We start from the raw sequence: 15642 nt of genomic DNA on the forward strand, positions 1-15642 counted from the left end.
GTGTCCCCTCTCTTCCCGGCCCTGGCCGGCGACCTCCCGGCCACGGCCGACCGGCCCGCCCTGCGGTTCGGCGCGCACTCCCTGACGTACGGGCAACTCGCGGCGGCCGCCGGTGCGTTGGCCGGCCGGATCAGGGGCGCCGACCGTGTCGCCGTATGGGCGACGCCCACACTCGAGACGGCGGTCGCAGTCGTCGCCGCGCTGCTGGCGGGAGTGCCCGCCGTCCCGCTCAACCCCAAGTCGGGCGAGAGCGAGCTGGGGCACATCGTCAAGGACAGCGCCCCGGAACTGATCCTCACCACACCGGGCAGCGACCTCCCCTCCACCCTCGATCAGTTGACGCGCATCGACGTCGACGTGCACGCACCGGGCGAGAACCCGCCACCCACGGACCTCGCCCCCGGCCACCCCGCCCTCGTCGTCTACACCTCCGGCACCACCGGCCCGCCCAAGGGCGCCGTCATCCCGCGCCGGGCGATCGCCGCCACCCTGGACGCGCTGGCCGACGCCTGGCAGTGGACCGGCGACGACGTGCTCGTCCACGCGCTGCCGCTCTTCCACGTCCACGGACTGATCCTGGGCACCCTCGGCCCGCTGCGGCGCGGCGGCTCCGTACGGCACCTGGGCCGGTTCGACACGGCGGGCGTGGCCCGGGAGCTGACCGAGGGCGCGACCATGCTGTTCGGCGTGCCGACGATGTACCACCGCCTCGCGGAGGCCCTGCCCGGCGAGCCCGCGCTGGCCGCGGCGCTGGGCGGGGCGCGGCTGCTCGTCTCCGGCTCGGCCGCGCTGCCGGTGCACGACCACGAACGCATCACCGCGGCGACCGGGCGGCGGGTGATCGAGCGGTACGGCATGACGGAGACGCTGATGAACACGAGCGTGCGCGCGGACGGCGAGCCGCGCGCGGGCACCGTCGGCGTCCCGCTGCCCGGCGTGGAGCTGCGGCTGGTGGAGGAGGACGGCACGCCCGTCGCGGCGTACGACGGGGAGACCGTCGGCGAGATCCAGGTGCGGGGGCCGAACCTGTTCACCGAGTACCTGAACCGGCCGGACGCCACCGCCGCCGCGTTCACCGCCGACGGCTGGTTCCGCACCGGGGACATGGCGGTCCGCGACCCCGACGGATACGTCCGGATCGTCGGCCGCAAGGCCACCGACCTGATCAAGAGCGGCGGTTACAAGATCGGGGCCGGGGAGATCGAGAACGCCCTCCTCGAACACCCCGCCGTCCGCGAGGCCGCCGTCACGGGCGAGCCGGACGACGATCTGGGCGAGCGCATCGTGGCCTGGGTGGTGCCCGGTGAGCAGCCGCACGACACGCTCGCCGCCGAGCTGACCCGGCACGTGGCCGACCGCCTCGCCCCGCACAAGCGGCCCCGCACCGTGCGCTTCCTCGGCTCCCTCCCCCGCAACGACATGGGCAAGATCATGAAGCGGGCCCTGAAGGACGCCCACGAGGACGTCGCCGGCCATGGCTGAGCGCCTGTCCGCCCGCGAGATCGTCGCCCTGGTCACGGACGACTTCACACCGCTGCCCGCACCCGTCGCCGGGCACCGGTCCCCCGACGGCCCCCTCGGCTGGGCGGGCTACGGCGCCGCGCGTGCCCGTGCCGCCGCGCGCACCGGCGAGGAGGAGTCCGTCGTCTGCGGGCGCGCGGTGATCGGCGGTACGGCGGCGGTGGTGCTCGCCTTCGAGTTCGGCTTCCTGGGCGGATCGCTGGGGACCCGCACCGGGGACCTGCTGGAGGCGGCGCACGAGTACGCGCGCGAGCAGCGGCTGCCGGTCGTCCCGCTCGTCGCGACGGGCGGCAGCCGGATGCAGGAGGGCATGCGCGCGCTGGTCCAGCTCCAGCGCGTGGCCCGGCAGTCGGCCCTGACCCGGGCGGCGGGACTGCCGCAGATCGCCGTGGTGCGCGATCCGACGACGGGCGGCGGCTGGGCCACGCTGGGCGCGGGCGCCGACGTGGTGCTGGCGCTGCCGGGCGCCCAGGTGGGCTTCGCCGGCTCCCGGGTCCGCCCGCCGGACGCGGACCCGGCGGCGTACACGGCCGAGGCGCAGGTGGCGGCGGGCGCGGCCGACGCGGTCGTACGGCCCGAAGAACTGCGCGAGACGCTGGCGCTGTGGCTGGCACTGCTCGACCGGCCGTCCCCGCGGCCCGCGCCGCCACCACCGGCGCCGCTCGGCCGGACGGCCGGGCTCCCGGCCACCGGCTGGGAGGCCGTGGCCCGCGCCCGCTCCCTCGAACGCCCGCGCGCGGAGGCCTACCTGGACGCCTACTTCACCCGCCGCGCGGCCATCGGCGGCGACCGCTGCGGCGGCACCGACCCGGGCATGCTGTGCGGCTTCGGCGAGCACGAGGGGCGGACCGTCGCGTACGCGGCCCAGGACGGGACCGCGACCCGGCCCGCCGGGTACCGCACGGCCGCCCGGCTGATCCGCCTCGCGGGCCGGCTGGGCATACCCGTGCTGACCCTGGTGGACACGCCGGGCGCCGCCAACGACGCGGAGGCCGAGCGGCAGGGCGCGGGCGGGGCCATCGCGGACCTGTTCGAGGCGGTCGCCACCGCCCGTACACCGGTCACCACGCTGGTGATCGGCGAGGGCGGCTCGGGCGGGGCGCTCGCGCTGGCCGCGCCCGGCAACACCTGGGCGACCCCGGACAGCTACTTCTCCGTGATCGCCCCCGAGCTGGCCGCGGCCATCCTCAAGCGCCCCGAGGACCAGGTGCGCGCCACGGCGGACCAACTCCGGGTGAGACCCCAGGACTTGGTGGACCTGGGCATCGTCCGGGGCATCACCGGGCCGGCCTCCCCCCGGCCGCCCGGCTGATCCCGCGCCGGACCGGGAGGGGCACGCCGCCGCGCCGCCCCTGCCGCGCACGCTCCCCGCCGGCCGCGGTGGAATCACCCGTCCGGCGGCACCCCATCCGGCCCTCCGCGGAAGGCGTCCCGCGCGCGTGCCCCGCACGATGCAAGGGAGACCGCAACTCACGGCCCGTCACGGTCTGTGCACTCGGGAGGAACCGCCATGACCGCCAGTCTGGACCAGCTGCGCCGCTGCCATTTCGCCGTCGATCTGGGCGCGGCCCGGAGCCGCGTCTACATCAAGGGCGCAGGACTCGTCGTCGACCAGCCGAGCGTGGCCGCCGTGAACACGAGGACCGGTGCGCTGATCGCGGTGGGCGAGCTGGCCGAGCGGATGACGGGCCGTACGCCCGACTACATCCGTGTGGTCCGGCCCGTCTCGGGCGGCAGCGTCGTCGACATCGAGATGGCCCAGCGCATGCTGCGCCAGCTGATCGGCGACAAGATGCGCCGTACGCTGCGCCGCAAGCCCTTCCTGCGCGGGGCGGCCTGCACTCCGCACGACGCGGACCCGCTCGCCCGGCGGGCGACGATCGAGACGCTGGTCGGCCTCGGCGCCCGGCGGGTGGAGCTCGTCGACACGCTCATCGCGGCGGCGGTCGGCTGCGAGCTGCCGGTCGAGCGCCCGGAGGCCACCATGGTCATGGTCTGCGGCGCGGCCGCCACCCAGCTCGCCGTGCTCTCCCTCGGCTCGATCGTGACGGCCCAGCGCGTCCCGGTGGGCGGCGAGGCCGTCGACCACGCGATCGTGCAGCACCTGCGCCTCCGGCACGACCTCCAGTTGCCCAGCCAGTCGGTACGGCCGCTGCAGGTCGCCCTCTCCGGGAACGGGCTCACCGCGCAGGGGCCCGCCTTCACCGACATCCACGGGCGGGATGTGGCGACCGGGCTGGCCCGTTCCGTCCGGGTGAACACCGCGGCCGTGCGGGACGCCATCCAGACCCCGCTGACCGCGGTGCTCGACGGCGTCGGCAAGGTGCTCCGGGAGTGCCCGCCCGACCTGGTCGCCGACCTCGCCGACCGCGGCATCGTGATGGTCGGCGGCAGCGCGCTGCTGCCGGGCCTCGACCAGATGCTGCGGCAGGCGACGGGCATGCCGGTGCACATCGCCGAGCGTCCCGACGTCTGCGCGATCGAGGGCCTCGGCGCCATGCTGGAGGGCCGCATCCAGCCGCTGGAGCTGCACACGCTGACGGGCTGAGCCGACGGGCCGGGCCGGCCGGCCCGGATCACTCCCCCGCGCCCGCCGCGGGCCGGTCACCCTGGTGCCCTGTGCCGCACATCCTGCGTACGTCCGCATACGTCCCGCGCGCGTCCTGGCTGTCCCGGCCGCCCCTGCGGCATGCCCCGCCCACCCCGCCGTGCGATGCCCCGGCGTACGTCAGTAGGGCAGCACCCGCCCCGAGGGCGTCCGCCGGTCGATGGTGGTGTCGCGCGGAGCGGAAGGCCGACGGCTGGTCTGGATACGAATCCGGTGGTTCATGACGGCCTCCCGATGCTGTGCCCGATATATCCCTGCGCTTGGTGCGTCCGTGTGTCCCATACGTGTCCGTGTCGGTGTGCGACCAACCCCCTCGCCGCCGCGACCTGGCACATCGTGCCCACGATCGTGCCCACGATCGTGCCCACGGAGGCACTCCTCATTCCTCCACGGAGGGAGTCGTCCGCCTTCGCCCCGCTTCCCGCGGTAGGGGCCGGGGAGGGGCGCAGGCCCCCTCACAGGCCCTCGTGGAGGCGTCACGGCGGCCGTCCCGCCGACGGTGTGACGCGTGTCGCAGTCGGCCCGTCCACCGGTCCCGTGCCGCGCACACGGCCCCGGAAATAGCTGCGCCCCGACTGGTGGAAACCAGTCAGGGCGATGCGATGTGGCAGTACACATCGTTTCTGCACGGGAGGCGCAGGGTGGGGCGGGTGGGACTCGAACCCACGGCCGACGGATTATGAGTCCGCTGCTCTAACCGGCTGAGCTACCGCCCCGATACGGCGCGCCGCGCACATTTGTGCGCGCCGTCTGCCGCAGCATAGCCGCTCATACGATCTCCTGCTTCGGATGGTCGGCTTCACCTGCCCACCAGGACTTCACCAGGGGCCCAGCGGTTCCACCGGGACAAGGAAGACGACATGAAAAAGGACCCCTCAAGGGGTCCTTGTTCGGGCTGCTCCCCCGACTGGACTCGAACCAGTAACCTGCCGGTTAACAGCCGGCTGCTCTGCCAATTGAGCTACGGAGGATCGAGCTCCCCCGACTGGACTCGAACCAGTAACCTGCCGGTTAACAGCCGGCTGCTCTGCCAATTGAGCTACGGAGGAATGCCTCGGTGCATCGAACGTACCTACCTGGGTATCCGCCAGGGGGCGCTCGCTCGCTGCGACACATACATTAGCGCAAGCAGGGGGGTGCTCCGCCAATCGGTACTCCTGTGCGACGGCTCCGACGTGCGGACCGGCTGTTCCACGAGTGCCGCAGCTGTACGCAGGACCGACCAGAACCGACGCAGACGCATACGCAACCGAGGCAGACTCACTCGCAGACGCAAGGAAGGTGGCCGCCATGCTCTACCGGCTCACGTTCGTCGCCGGACTGGCCCTGGGCTACGTGCTGGGCACGCGGGCCGGGCGCGAGCGCTACGAGCAGCTGAAGAAATCAGCCCGGCAGATCGCGCAGAACCCCGCGGTGCGCAACACCGCCGAGTCGGCGGCCCAGCAGGGGCGCACCTTCGCGGGCAAGGCGTACCACGCGGTGAGCGAGAGGGTCGGCGACCGCATGCCCGACTCGGTCGCCGGCCGGGTGCGCACGCTGCGCGAGCGCCACGCGGGCGCGGGCGCCGGCGGTCAGGACGACTGGGGAACCAGCAACACCTGACGGCAGCAACACCTGACGGCAGGCCAGGGGGCCGGCAGCACCTGGCCCCCGGGCACACGGACAGGCACGGACAGCGGGGCACCGGGCGATCACCAGGTCGGCCGGTGCCCCGTACCGTTCCGGCGGCACGTCCACCTCTTCCCGTGCGGCAGAATTTCCGCCATGGGGATAGTCGCCGGGTTGGACAGTTCGCCTGATTTCACACGTATCGTCGTCTGCGACACGGACACGGGGGCCGTGCTCAGGCAGGGGTACGCCGCGCATCCGCTGGAGAAGACGGCGAGCGGTGGCCGCCCCTCCGACGTCGATCCGCAGGCGTGGCTGCTCTCCCTGGGCGAGGCGGCCGGCGGAGGGCTGCTCGAGGGCGTGCAGGCGATCGGGGTCTCGGCGCAGCAGAACGGGCTGGTCCCCCTCGACGCGCAGGGCAACACCGTGCGGCCCGCGCTCGTCGGCGGTGACAAGCGGGCGCAGGTCGCCGCGGCCGACCTGGTCGACGGGCTCGGCGGGCGGCAGGCCTGGGCCGAGGCCGTGGGGTGCGTACCGCAGGCGCAGCAGCCCGTGACGAAGCTGCGCTGGCTGGCGCGGACGGAGCCGGAGAACGCGGCGCAGACGGCGGTGCTGCTCCAGGCCCACGACTGGCTGGTGTGGCAGCTGCTGGGGCGGCCCGTGAGACGGACCACGGACCGGGGCGGGGCCTCCGGTACGGGGTACTGGTCGGCGGCGGCCGGCTCGTACCGGACGGATCTCGTCGAGCTGGCGCTCGGGCACCAGGCGATGGTGCCCGAGGTGCTCGGGCCCTCCGAGGCGGCCGGTACGACCCCGGAGGGGCTGCTGATCTCCGCCGGGACCGGCGAGACCATGGCCGCCGCCTTCGGGCTGGGCATCGGGCTGGGGGACGCGGTGGTGTCGCTGGGCGCCTCCGGGTCCGTGATGGCCGTGCACCCCGAGGCACTCGTCGACTCCAGCGGGATGATCACCTCACTGGCCGACGCCACGGGCATGCACCTGCCCGTCGTGACCACCCTGAACGCCGTACGGACCCTGCGCGGCACCGCCGAGCTGCTCGGGCTGCCCGATCTGGAGAGCCTGTCCGACCTGGCGATGAAGTCGACGCCGGGCTCCCACGGGCTGGTGCTGCTGCCGTATCTGGAGGGCGAGCGCACGCCGAACCTGCCGCACACCGCGGGCACGCTGACCGGGCTGCGGCGGGAGTCGATGAAGCCGGAGCACCTGGCGCGGGCCGCGTTCGAGGGCATGCTGTGCGGGCTCGCGGACGCGCTGGACGTGCTGCGCGGGCGCGGGGTCGACGTACGGCGGGTCTTCCTGCTGGGCGCGGTGGCGGAGCTGCCGGCCGTGCAGGCGGCGGCGCCCGCGCTGTTCGGGGCGCAGGTGGTCGTGCCGCAGCCCGGCGACTACGCGGCGGTCGGCGCGGCCCGGCAGGCGGCCTGGGCGCTCGGCGTCTCCCAGGGCACCCTCGACCCGCACACCCCGCCGGCCTGGCGGGGCGCGCCGGCGCAGGTCCTGGAGCCGGGCGAGGAACTGGCCGTGGGCCAGGCGGTGCGCCAGCAGTACGTGTCGGTGCGCGAGCAGACGCATCCGGGGGCGTTCGGGGCGTAGGGCGCCGGGCGGCGGCGCAGGCAGAAGGACCGAGGCATCACCAAACCTTGGTCCCCTCTTGGATTAATCGGTTGAGGTAACGCGGGTGGAGTGTTCGACGATGGGGGCTGGTGCATCCAGCCCCTGTCCCTGTCGACGACGAGAGACCTCGCGTGCTCATAAGACTGCTGCGGACCTATCTGAGTCCGTACAAAAAACCCATAGCGGTCCTGGTGCTGCTGCAGTTCGTGCAGACGTGTGCCAGCCTCTACCTGCCCACGCTCAACGCCGACATCATCGATGAGGGCGTGGTGGCGGGCGACACCGGTTACATCCTGTCCTTCGGCGGCGTGATGATCGGCGTCTCGCTCGTCCAGGTCGTGTGCAACATCGGCGCCGTGTACTACGGCGCCCGTACGGCGTCCGCGGTCGGCCGGGACATCCGGGCGGCCGTGTTCGACCGAGTGCAGTCGTTCTCCGCGCGTGAGGTCGGTCACTTCGGGGCGCCCTCGCTGATCACGCGGACCACGAACGACGTCCAGCAGGTGCAGATGCTGGCCCTGATGACGTTCACGCTGATGGTGTCGGCGCCGATCATGTGCGTGGGCGGCATCGTGATGGCGCTCGGCCTCGACGTGCCGCTGTCCGGGGTGCTGCTGGCCGTCGTGCCGGTGCTCGGCATCTCGGTGAGCCTGATCGTGCGGCGGCTGCGTCCCCTCTTCCGCACCATGCAGGACCGGCTCGACACCGTGAACCGGGTGCTGCGCGAGCAGATCACCGGCAACCGGGTGATCCGCGCCTTTGTCCGGGACGCCTACGAGAAGAAGCGCTTCGGGGGCGCCAACGCCGAGCTGACGGAGGTGTCCCTCGGCACCGGGCGGCTGCTCGCGCTGATGTTCCCGATCGTCATGACGGTGGTGAACCTGTCGTCCATCGCGGTCGTGTGGTTCGGCGCCCACCGGATCGACAGCGGCGGGATGCAGATCGGCGCGCTGACGGCGTTCCTCGCCTACCTCATGCAGATCGTCATGTCCGTGATGATGGCCACCTTCATGTTCATGATGGTGCCGCGCGCGGAGGTGTGCGCCGAGCGCATCCAGGAGGTGCTGGGCACCGACAGCAGCGTCGTCCCGCCCACCGCGCCGGTCCGGGAGCTGCGGCGGCACGGGACACTGGAGATCCGTGGCGGCGGCTTCCGCTACCCGGGTGCCGAGGAACCGGTGCTGAGGGCCGTCGACCTGCTCGCCCGGCCGGGTGAGACGACCGCGGTCATAGGGTCCACGGGCAGCGGCAAGTCCACCCTGCTGGGGCTGGTGCCGCGGCTGTTCGACGCCACCGAGGGCGAGGTGCTGGTGGACGGCGTGGACGTGACGACGATCGACCCGGCGCTGCTGGCGCGGACGGTGGGGCTGGTGCCGCAGAAGCCGTACCTGTTCGCGGGTACCGTCGCCAGCAATCTGCGGTACGGCAATCCGGACGCCACCGACGAGGAACTGTGGCACGCGCTGGAGGTGGCGCAGGCGAAGGAGTTCGTGACGGGCCTGGAGCAGGGGCTGGACTCCCCGATCGCGCAGGGCGGCACGAACGTCTCGGGCGGCCAGCGCCAGCGTCTGGCGATCGCCCGCACCCTGGTCCAGCGACCGGAGATCTACCTCTTCGACGACTCCTTCTCCGCGCTCGACTACGCCACGGACGCGGCGCTGCGCGCGGCGCTCGCCCGCGAGACCTCCGAGGCGACCGTGGTGATCGTCGCCCAGCGGGTGGCGACCATCCGGGACGCCGACCGGATCGTGGTCCTCGACGAGGGCCGGGTCGTGGGCACGGGACGGCACCACGAGCTGATGGCGGACAACGAGACGTACCGGGAGATCGTGCTCTCCCAGCTCACGGAAGCGGAGGCTGCCTGATGGCCGGGCCGGTGGGACGGATGATGGCCGGGACCGGCCCCGATCAGCGGTCCATGGACTTCAAGGGGTCCGGCAAGCGGCTGCTCGCGCAGTTCCGCCCCCAGCGGACCACCATGCTGGTGATGCTGGCGTGCGCCGTGCTGAGCGTCGGACTGTCGGTCCTGGGCCCGTGGATCCTGGGCCGGGCGACGGACCTCGTCTTCGCGGGTGTGGTCGGCCGGCAGATGCCCGAGGGCGCCACCAAGGAGCAGGTCCTCGCGTCCATGCGGGAGCGCGGGGACGAGGGCGTCGCCGACATGCTGAGCGGCACGGACTTCACGCCCGGCGAGGGCATCGACTTCGGGGCGGTCGGGAACGTCCTGCTGCTCGCGCTGTGCGTGTTCGCGGGAGCCGGGCTGCTGATGGCGGCGGCGACCCGGCTCGCCAACCGGGCCATCAACCTCACGGTGGGCCGGCTGCGCGAGGACCTGCAGGCGAAGCTGTCCCGGCTGCCGCTGTCGTACTTCGACCAGCGGCAGCGCGGCGAGGTCCTCAGCCGGGCGACGAACGACATCGACAACATCGGCCAGACGCTGCAGCAGTCGCTCGGCCAGCTGGTGAACTCGCTGCTCACCATCGTGGGCGTGCTGGTGATGATGTTCTGGGTGTCCCCGCTGCTGGCGCTGGTCGCGCTGGTGACGGTGCCGCTGTCGTTCGTCGTCGCCACCCGGGTCGGCAAGCGCTCGCAGCCGCACTTCGTGGCGCAGTGGCGGACGACGGGGGCGCTCAACGCGCACATCGAGGAGATGTACACCGGGCACACGCTGGTGAAGGTGTTCGGGCGGCAGGAGGAGTCGGCGAAGCAGTTCGCGGAGGAGAACGAGCGGCTGTACGAGGCGGGCTTCAAGGCCCAGTTCAACAGCGGGGTGATGCAGCCGCTGATGATGTTCGTCTCGAACCTGAACTATGTGCTGGTGGCGGTGGTCGGCGGGCTGCGGGTGGCGTCCGGTGCCCTGTCGATCGGCGACGTCCAGGCCTTCATCCAGTACTCCCGCCAGTTCTCGATGCCGCTGACGCAGGTCGCGTCGATGGCGAACCTGGTGCAGTCCGGCATCGCGTCTGCCGAGCGGATCTTCGAGCTGCTGGACGCGGAGGAGCAGGGGCCGGACCCGCTGCCGGAGGCGGCGGCGCGTCCCGGGGAGCTGCGCGGGCGGGTGGCGCTGGAGAAGGTCTCCTTCCGCTACGACCCCGACAAGCCGCTGATCGAGGACCTGTCGCTGACGGTGGAGCCCGGGCAGACGGTGGCGATCGTCGGCCCGACGGGAGCCGGCAAAACGACGCTGGTGAACCTCCTCATGCGCTTCTACGAGGTCACGGGCGGCCGGATCACGCTGGACGGCGTGGACGTGGCGAAGATGTCGCGGGACGAGCTGCGGGCGGGGATCGGGATGGTCCTCCAGGACACCTGGCTGTTCGGGGGCACGATCGCGGAGAACATCGCGTACGGCGCGTCGCGGGAGGTCACGCGCGGGGAGATCGAGGAGGCGGCGCGGGCGGCGCACGCGGACCGGTTCGTCCGGACGCTGCCGGACGGGTACGACACGGTGATCGACGACGAGGGGACGGGGGTGAGCGCGGGCGAGAAACAGCTGATCACGATCGCGCGGGCGTTCCTCTCGGACCCGGTGATCCTCGTCCTCGACGAGGCGACGAGCTCGGTCGACACCCGTACGGAGGTGCTGATCCAGAAGGCGATGGCGAAGCTCGCCCACGGGCGGACGTCCTTCGTGATCGCCCACCGGCTGTCCACCATCCGGGACGCGGACACGATCCTGGTCATGGAGAACGGCTCGATCGTGGAGCAGGGGGCGCACGAGGAGCTGCTGGCGGCGGGCGGGGCGTACGCACGCCTGTACAAGGCGCAGTTCGCGCAGGCGGTGGCGGAGGTGGACTGAGCCCAGGAGTCTCTGGCCCAGAGGTCTCTCGCCCCCGCCGCCCCTACCCGTCCCATCCCTGGGGGCTGCGCCCCCAGCCCCCGCTGTCGGCCTGACGGCCTCGTCCTCAAGCGCCGGACGGGCTGAGACCAGCCCGTCCGGCGCTTGAGACGCCGCGTGAGGCACGGTCTCGGGCGGAGCCCTGGCCGGGTCCGCGGCCGGAGCCCGGGCCTGGGCTCAGTCCCGGTCCAGGGCCGGCCGGATCCCATGCCTCGGGCACACGAAGTAGGTGCCCTGGGGCCGGACTGCCGGTGGGGTTTGCGGCGCAGCGCCGGTGCCGGTCCGAGGTGCAGCCCGGTGGGGCCCTGGGGCGCAGCCCGGGGCCTCGTGGGGCCTGGGGCGCAGCCCGGCGGGGCCCGGAGTGCAGCCCGGGTGGGATCCGGAGCGCAGCGCCGCAGGGCCCGGAGCGCAACCGGTGCGGCCCGGGGCGGGGCCCAGCGGGATCCGGAGAAACAGCCCGGCGGAGCCCGGGGTGCAGCCCAGGTCGGACCCTGGGCGCAATCCTGCAGGGCCCCCGAAGCGCAGCCCCGCCGGATCCGACGCAGCCCAGCAGGGCCCGGAGCGCAACCGATGCAGCCCGGGGCATGGCCCAGCGGGATCCGGAGCACAGCCCGGCGGAGCCCGGGGCGCAGCCCGGCGCGATCCCGAGCGCAGCCCAGGTCGGATCCTGGGCCAATCCTGCAGGGTCCCCGAAGCGCAGCCCCCGCCAGATCCGATGCAGCCCCGCAGGGCCCGGAGCCAGCCCGGCAAGATCCCCAGCGCAGCTCGGCGGGATCCCGAGGCGCAGCCCGGTGGGGCCAAGAGCGCAGCCCAGGTCGGATCCTGGGCGCAATCCTGCAGGGCCCGGAGCGCAGCCCAGCGGGGCTCGGGGCGCAGCCCCCAAGCGGGTCCGGGGCGCAGCCCCCAAGCGGGTCGAAGGGGCGCAGCCCCTGGGGATGGGACGGGTAGGGGCGGCGGGGGCGAGGATCCCTCAGTCCAGGTAGCCGCGCAGCTGGTCCGCGAACGCGTGGTCCCTCAGTTTGTTGAGGGTCTTGGACTCGATCTGGCGGATGCGTTCGCGCGTCACGCCGAAGATGCGCCCTATCTCCTCCAGCGTGCGCGGGCGGCCGTCCACCAGGCCGTACCGGAGCTGGACCACCTTGCGTTCGCGTTCCCCGAGCGTCGACAGGACCGCTTCCAGGTGTTCGCGCAGGAGCAGGAACGCCGCCGATTCGACAGGGCTCGTCGCGTCGCCGTCCTCGATCAGGTCGCCGAGGGCCACGTCGTCCTCCTCGCCGACGGGGGCGTGGAGGGACACCGGCTCCTGGGCCAGGCGCAGGACCTCGCTGACCCGCTCGGAGGGCAGGTCCAGGTGCGCGGCCACCTCCTCCGGGGTGGGCTCGTAGCCGCGTTCCTGCAGCATGCGGCGCTGGACGCGGACGACCCGGTTGATCAGTTCCACCACGTGGACGGGGACGCGTATCGTGCGGGCCTGGTCGGCCAGGGCACGAGACATGGCCTGGCGGATCCACCACGTGGCGTACGTGGAGAACTTGTAGCCGCGCGCGTAGTCGAATTTCTCGACCGCCCGGATCAGGCCCAGGTTGCCCTCCTGGACCAGGTCCAGCATCGTCAGGCCGCGCCCCACGTACCGTTTGGCGACCGACACCACCAGGCGCAGGTTCGCCTCGATCAGGCGGCGCTTGGCCATGCGGCCCATCACGACCAGCTTGTCGAGGTCCGAGGCCAGTTGGGTGTCCAGGTCGGGCGTGCTGCCCAGCTTCTCCTCCGCGAACAGGCCGGCCTCCACGCGCCGGGCCAGTTCGACCTCCTCGGCGGCCGTGAGGAGGGGGATGCGGCCGATCTCCCGGAGGTACTGGCGGAACAGGTCGGAGGACGGGCCGCTCGTCTCGGTACGGGTGCGCGGCGGATCCACGGGTTCCACGGGGTCCGGTGCCTCTGTCGTGTCCGCGGCGCCCGCGGGCGGCTCCTGCTCGTCGAAGTCCGGCGGTGGTCCCTGCGGCTCCGCGTCGGGGTGGTGCACGGCGCGGCTCTGCGCGGGCACCGCCGAGATGGCGTCGGTCTCCGCGTCGAGCTCCGTACCGTCCGTACTGATGTCGGTCTGGGTGAGGGTCTGGGTCTGGGTCTGCACGGGGGCGACCTCCAGGAATGTCGCTGCCCCAGCGTGCGGCAGCGGTACGTCGGGGATGGCGTCGCCGGCCTCGCCGACAGCCGTCCCGTAGTCAGTGAGCGGAACCGCGGGGATCACGGACCCGTCGGGGACGGGTCGGCCGCGCTCCGAGGACTCAGGCACCGGAACCCAGTGTGGAGTACGACACATCGCCGCCACGAGGGGCGTGCGGTGACTTTTTGAGTCCGGTCCGTGACCACCTGGTTACCCTGACGTACGGGTACGCAGCCGCCCGCGGGTGAAACACCTTGAATGGCGGACGGCTGGGACGGGGGCCCTACAGCGCTTCCGCGCCCCGCTCCCGCAGCGCCTGGTCGTACTGCTGGAGGACCCACAGTTCGTTCTGCACGGCGGCGAACTCGGCCGGGTCGGCGTGCTGGCCGAGCCGGGTCAGGGCGCTCTGGACGTCGCGGACGCGCCGCTCGACGGCCCGGCGGCGGACGGTGACGAGCTGCTCGCCCGCGTACGCCTCGTCGACCGTCTTGCGCAGGATCGCCTCCACGGCCAGCTCCGTGACCATGGCCCGCACCGTGTCGTCCGGGGCGGCCTCGCGCACCTGGACCAGGTACTCCTGCGGGTCGCGCGTCCCGTACTCGGCGCCGCCCGCGTCCAGGATGGCCTGGCGCACGGCGGCGTACGGCGCGGCGGTGAACTCGTCGACCCCGTACGCGTCGAAGGCCGGGGAGACCAGCTCCGGGCGCTGGAGGGCGAGTTTCAGCAGTTCGCGCTCGGTGGCGTACACGGGGTTGCGGAGGGTCAGGGACGGGCCCGGGGAGGCCGGGCGGGGGGCCGCCTCGTACTGCGCGTACTGTGCGTGCTCCCCGCGCGTCCGGGAGGACGACGGCGCGGGCCCGCGGCCGCCGCGATCGCGCGCCCAGCGCGCCAGCTGGGCGACCCGTCTGACCACGAACTGCGTGTCGAGGATGCCGAGCATGCCGGCGAGCTGCACGGCGACCTCGTGCTGGGCGCCGCTGTTCTTGATGCGGGCCACGACCGGGGCCGCCTCGTCGAGCGCCGCGGCACGCCCGGCGGGGGTGTCGAGGTCGTAGCGGGCGACGATCTGGCGGAGGGCGAACTCGAAGAGGGGGGTGCGTGGCTCGACCAGGTCCGCGACCGCCTCATCGCCCTTGGCCAGGCGCAGGTCGCAGGGGTCCATGCCGTCGGGCGCGATGGCGATGTACGTCTCGGCGGCGAACTTCTGGTCGTCCTCGAAGGCGCGCAGGGCCGCCTTCTGGCCGGCCGCGTCGCCGTCGAAGGTGAAGATGACGCGTGCGCTGCCGTTGTCCATCAGCAGGCGGCGCAGGATCTTGATGTGCTCGCCGCCGAAGGCCGTGCCGCAGGTCGCGATGGCCGTGGTGACGCCCGCGAGGTGGCAGGCCATGACGTCGGTGTAGCCCTCGACGACGACCGCCCGGCTGGCCTTGGCGATGTCCTTCTTGGCGAGGTCGATGCCGTACAGGACCTGCGACTTCTTGTAGATCGCCGTTTCGGGGGTGTTCAGGTACTTGGGGCCGTTGTCCGCCTCGTACAGCTTGCGGGCGCCGAAGCCGACGACCTCGCCGCCGATGTCGCGGATGGGCCACATCAGGCGGCCGCGGAAGCGGTCGATGGGGCCGCGGCGGCCCTCCTGGGAGAGGCCGGAGAGGATCAGCTCCTTGTCGCTGAAACCCTTGCCGCGGAGGTAGCGGGTGAGGTGGTCCCATCCTTGCGGGCTGTAGCCGACGCCGAAGTGCTCGGCCGCCGCCTGGTCGAAGCCGCGCTCGGCGAGGAAGGCGCGGCCGGTGTCCGCCTCGGGGCTGGTGGCCAGCTGCTCCGCGTACCACTGGGCGGCCAGCTTGTGCGCCTCGACCAGGCGGATGCGCTCGCCGCGCTGGTGGGCGGGGTTGTAGCCGCCCTCCTCGTAGCGCAGGGTGATCCCGGCCTGGGCGGCGAGGCGCTCGACGGCCTCCGAGAAGGACAGGTGGTCGACCTTCATCACGAACGTGATGGTGTCGCCGCCCTCCTGGCAGCCGAAGCAGTGGAAGAGGCCCTTGCTGGGGCTGACCTGGAAGGACGGCGACTTCTCGTCGTGGAAGGGGCACAGGCCCTTGAGGTTGCCGCCGCCCGCGTTGCGCAGCTGGAGGTACTCGGACACCACGGCGTCGATCGGGACCGCGTCCCGTACCGCCTTCACGTCCTCGTCGTTGATCCGTCCTGCCACGCGTGAATTCTACGGGGGTCCACTGACATCTCCGGGATGCCTGCGGGGCACCTGCCGGGCACCTC

The 15642-nt window shown here is 72.8% G+C and carries 9 protein-coding genes and 3 tRNA genes; 7 read left to right on the top strand and 5 right to left on the bottom strand.

Annotation, left to right across the window (positions count from 1 at the left end; translation table 11 throughout):
• The 3 genes from IE242_RS16760 to IE242_RS16770 all read left to right on the top strand — a co-directional run bounded on the left by IE242_RS16760 (window position 1) and on the right by IE242_RS16770 (window position 4069).
• Window positions 1–1482 carry an acyl-CoA synthetase gene (locus IE242_RS16760; protein ID WP_189859906.1) on the top strand — a complete coding sequence of 494 codons (1482 nt, stop codon included), beginning with the start codon at window positions 1–3 and terminating at the stop codon, window positions 1480–1482.
• Entirely contained in the window at window positions 1475–2833 is a 1359-nt protein-coding gene (locus IE242_RS16765; RefSeq protein WP_189859908.1) for a carboxyl transferase domain-containing protein, read from the top strand. Before IE242_RS16760 ends, IE242_RS16765 begins: the two co-directional genes overlap by 8 nt.
• Window positions 2834–3031: 198 nt before the next feature.
• On the top strand, window positions 3032–4069 hold the full coding sequence (locus IE242_RS16770; protein WP_189859910.1) for a rod shape-determining protein: 1038 nt from the start codon (window positions 3032–3034) through the stop codon (window positions 4067–4069).
• 702 nt (window positions 4070–4771) lie between these two features.
• Here IE242_RS16770 and IE242_RS16775 read toward each other — a convergent pair.
• The 3 genes from IE242_RS16775 to IE242_RS16785 form a co-directional block, all read right to left on the bottom strand.
• Window positions 4772–4845: transfer RNA gene (locus tag IE242_RS16775), tRNA-Ile, on the bottom strand.
• Between the two features lie 182 nt (window positions 4846–5027).
• Window positions 5028–5100, bottom strand: a tRNA-Asn gene (locus tag IE242_RS16780).
• A 5-nt stretch (window positions 5101–5105) separates the two neighbouring features.
• Window positions 5106–5178: transfer RNA gene (locus IE242_RS16785), tRNA-Asn, on the bottom strand.
• A gap of 241 nt (window positions 5179–5419) precedes the next feature.
• Between IE242_RS16785 and IE242_RS16790 the strand changes: the two genes are divergently transcribed.
• From IE242_RS16790 to IE242_RS16805, 4 genes are all read left to right on the top strand, one after another.
• The gene (locus IE242_RS16790) at window positions 5420–5731 is read left to right on the top strand and encodes a YtxH domain-containing protein (protein ID WP_189859911.1); all 312 of its coding nucleotides are present in this window, start codon (window positions 5420–5422) and stop codon (window positions 5729–5731) included.
• Between the two features lie 162 nt (window positions 5732–5893).
• The gene (locus IE242_RS16795; RefSeq protein ID WP_189859913.1) at window positions 5894–7348 is read left to right on the top strand and encodes an FGGY family carbohydrate kinase; all 1455 of its coding nucleotides are present in this window, start codon (window positions 5894–5896) and stop codon (window positions 7346–7348) included.
• A gap of 152 nt (window positions 7349–7500) precedes the next feature.
• Window positions 7501–9234 (top strand): ABC transporter ATP-binding protein, encoded by a 1734-nt coding sequence (locus IE242_RS16800; protein ID WP_189859915.1) that lies wholly within the window; start codon window positions 7501–7503, stop codon window positions 9232–9234.
• On the top strand, window positions 9234–11168 hold the full coding sequence (locus IE242_RS16805; protein WP_189859917.1) for an ABC transporter ATP-binding protein: 1935 nt from the start codon (window positions 9234–9236) through the stop codon (window positions 11166–11168). The genes IE242_RS16800 and IE242_RS16805 overlap by 1 nt, the downstream gene beginning before the upstream one ends.
• A gap of 1009 nt (window positions 11169–12177) precedes the next feature.
• Here the strand turns inward: IE242_RS16805 and IE242_RS16810 are convergent.
• On the bottom strand, window positions 12178–13500 hold the full coding sequence (locus IE242_RS16810; protein ID WP_189859919.1) for an RNA polymerase sigma factor: 1323 nt from the start codon (window positions 13498–13500) through the stop codon (window positions 12178–12180).
• Window positions 13501–13654: 154 nt separating this feature from the next.
• Window positions 13655–15577 (bottom strand): DNA primase, encoded by a 1923-nt coding sequence (dnaG, locus tag IE242_RS16815; RefSeq protein WP_189859921.1) that lies wholly within the window; start codon window positions 15575–15577, stop codon window positions 13655–13657.
• Window positions 15578–15642 lie beyond the last annotated feature (65 nt).

Source organism: Streptomyces poonensis (assembly GCF_014650915.1).
In the GTDB taxonomy this organism is placed as follows: domain Bacteria; phylum Actinomycetota; class Actinomycetes; order Streptomycetales; family Streptomycetaceae; genus Streptomyces; species Streptomyces poonensis.